The following is a 2,668-nucleotide window of genomic DNA, read 5'->3' as shown; positions in this document are numbered from 1 at the left end:
AGGCGAGGGTGGCCAGCCGCTGTGCCGCCGCCCGCAGGGTGTCCAGCCGTTTCGGGAAGGCGAAACGCACGATGTGACGCCCGTACGCGGGATCGTTGAAGAACGACGACCCGGGGACCGACGCCACCCCGGCCGTCTCCAGCAGCCGGCGGGCGAAGGCCACGTCGTCCCCGTCGGGGTCGAACGATCGCGTATCGCACATGACGTAGTACGCGCCGTCCGGCGGCCGGAAGCGGAAGCCGGCCGTGGCGAGCGCGTCGCACAGCAGGTCACGGCGCTCGAGGTAGTCGGCGACGAGGCCGTCGTAGTAGCTCGGCGGCAGTGCCATGGCGGCGGCCCCGCCCGCCTGCAACGGCGCGGCGGCCCCGACGGTCAGGAAGTCGTGGACCTTGCGGATGGCGGCGGTGTAGGCCGGTGGGGCGATGGTCCAGCCGACCCGCCAGCCCGTCACCGCGTAGGTCTTCGACAGGGCGTTGATCGTGACCGTGCGGTCGGCGAGCCCCGGGACGGTGGCGGGCGGGATGTGCCCGCCCGGGCCGAGATACTGGATGTGCTCATAGATCTCGTCGGTGAGGACGAGCGCGTCGTGCCGCTGGCAGAGCTCGGCGATCAGCTCCAGCTCGGCGCGGGTGAACACCTTGCCGGTCGGGTTGTGCGGCGTGTTGATGACGACGGCCCGCACCCGGTCGGAGAAGGCGGCGCGCAGCTGCGCCTCGTCGATGCTCCAGTCGGGCCCGTGCAGCGGGACGAACCTCGGCCGCGCGCCGGAGAGGATCGTGTCCGGGCCGTAGTTCTCGTAGAAGGGCTCGAAGAGCAGCACCTCCTCGCCGGGGTCGACCAGCGCGAGCATGGTCGCGATCATCGCTTCGGTGGAGCCGCAGGTCACGCAGATCTCGGTCTCCGGGTCCACCGTCCACCCCGGGTAGGTACGGGCGACCTTGGCAGCGATGGCGTGCCGGAAGGCCTTCGCGCCCCAGGTGATGGCGTACTGGTTGTCGTCCGCGTCGATGGCGGCCTTCGCCGCCTCCTTCAGCTCGGCCGGGCAGGGGAAGTCCGGGAAGCCCTGGGCGAGGTTGATGCCGTCGTGTGCCAGGCAGAGCCGGGTCATCTCCCGGATCACCGACTCGGTGAACGTCCCGGCCTTCGCCGACACCCGCGACGGGCTGCCCGCGGGCCGGGCCCGGCCGCCACCGGGCAGCCGGGCGTCCGGCAGCACGGCCGGAGACACGGCCGCGACCGTGGACACGGTGTTCGGCTGGCCGGCACTCACTCGCTCTGTCACGAAGCCATCATGGCCCAGCTCCCGCCGGCCTACCGGACAACGAGCAGGTCCCGGACGCTCCTCGACCGAAACCGCCGGCGGGGCCACGACCGGTAACAGCGGCGGAGAGCCGGAGGCAGCGGCCATTCGCATGATCCCTACAACGGCCCATGAGCAAGGACGGGACTCGGTACTGTTGTGACAGTACCGAGTCCCGTCCTTCGGGCACTTCGGCGGGGCTGCCCGAACAGAGGTGTGGCGGACGACGGCGTTCAGGTGTTTCCGCAGGTCGCAGCCTTACCCGGGCAAATGCCAGCCAGATTCCCCGGCACTCCCCGGCCGGGCCGCGCAGGGACGGGCTGGCGCGAGAGCGGATGGGCAGGCGCGAGGGGACGGGGCGTGCCCGAGGGCGGCAGGCGTCTCCGGCCCAGGGTACGGGCTGACCCCAGAGGAGTACGGGGCTCAGCCGGACGGCTCGGTGCCGGCGTCGGCGACGGCGTCGGCAACGGCGTCCCAGGGGGCCCGGTCGGGGGCTGCGGCGCGGCCCTCGGGGCAGTGCCGCCGGTAGTCGCACCAGGAACACAGCCGGCCCGGCTGTGGCGGGAACGCCGTGTCCGGCTCGGCGCCATCACGCAGCGCCTCGGCCGCCCGCTCGGCGTCGTCGGCCAGCGCCTCGGCCCGCTGCAGCTGGCGGTGCAGCGACGCCTCGTCATGCTCGGCGCCGGCCACGGTGCCGGTGGGCAGATGGTGCAGCTCCACCCGCCAGCAGGGGCGGCGCAGAGTGCGGGAGACCGCCAGCGCGTACAGCGCCAGCGCCTGGGAGACCCGGGCGTCGTCGTCGGTGGGCGCGCGGCGTCCCGTCTTGTAGTCGACGACGACGAGCTCGCCGTCCCGGTCGTCGAGCCGGTCGACCCGCCCGGACAGGGCCAGCCGTTCGGTGCGCGCGGCGACCTGGCGTTCCACCGCCCTGGGCTCGCGGGCCGGGTCGAGGGTGGCCACGTAACGTCCGGCCATCTGCGCGGCCCGTTCCCGCCAGGCCGTGGACTGCTCGGCGTCCCGCCAGCCGTCCGTGACCCACAGCAGCCGGACGAGGTGGGCGGCGCGGGTCGGCGTGCGGCGGGCCAGCGGTTCGTCCCACCAGGCCCGCAGGGCGTTGTGCACGCTGGAGCCGAGGGAGTTGTGCGCCCATGGCGGCCCCTTCACCGGCGCCGGCCGGTCGAGATAGGCCATCCGGTAGCGGCGGGGGCATTCCGCGAACGCGGACAGTTTCGACGGGGTGCACACGAACAGCCGCCGCGGCATGCCGTCCAGCTGCAACTGGGCCACGAGACGATCCTCTCATCCGTCCTGCCGCCGCCCTGGTGACACCCTCATGCCGTCCCGCCGCCGTCCCGGTGACGCGCCCAT

The 2,668-nt window shown here is 73.3% G+C and carries 2 protein-coding genes; both read right to left on the bottom strand.

What is annotated here, in order from left to right; all coding sequences use genetic code 11:
• Positions 1-1,414: pyridoxal phosphate-dependent aminotransferase (locus AC5LSR_RS18875; RefSeq protein WP_493468744.1), on the bottom strand; the 1,414-nt coding region annotated here is incomplete at its 3' end.
• A 309-nt stretch (positions 1,415-1,723) separates the two neighbouring features.
• A complete protein-coding gene (locus tag AC5LSR_RS18870) occupies positions 1,724-2,587 on the bottom strand; it encodes a RecB family exonuclease (RefSeq protein ID WP_250290059.1) in 864 nt (287 codons plus the stop codon).
• Positions 2,588-2,668 lie beyond the last annotated feature (81 nt).

The sequence above is a fragment of the Protofrankia sp. CiP1_Cm_nod4 genome (assembly GCF_982290645.1).
This window is presented reverse-complemented; position numbering and strand designations above follow the sequence as displayed.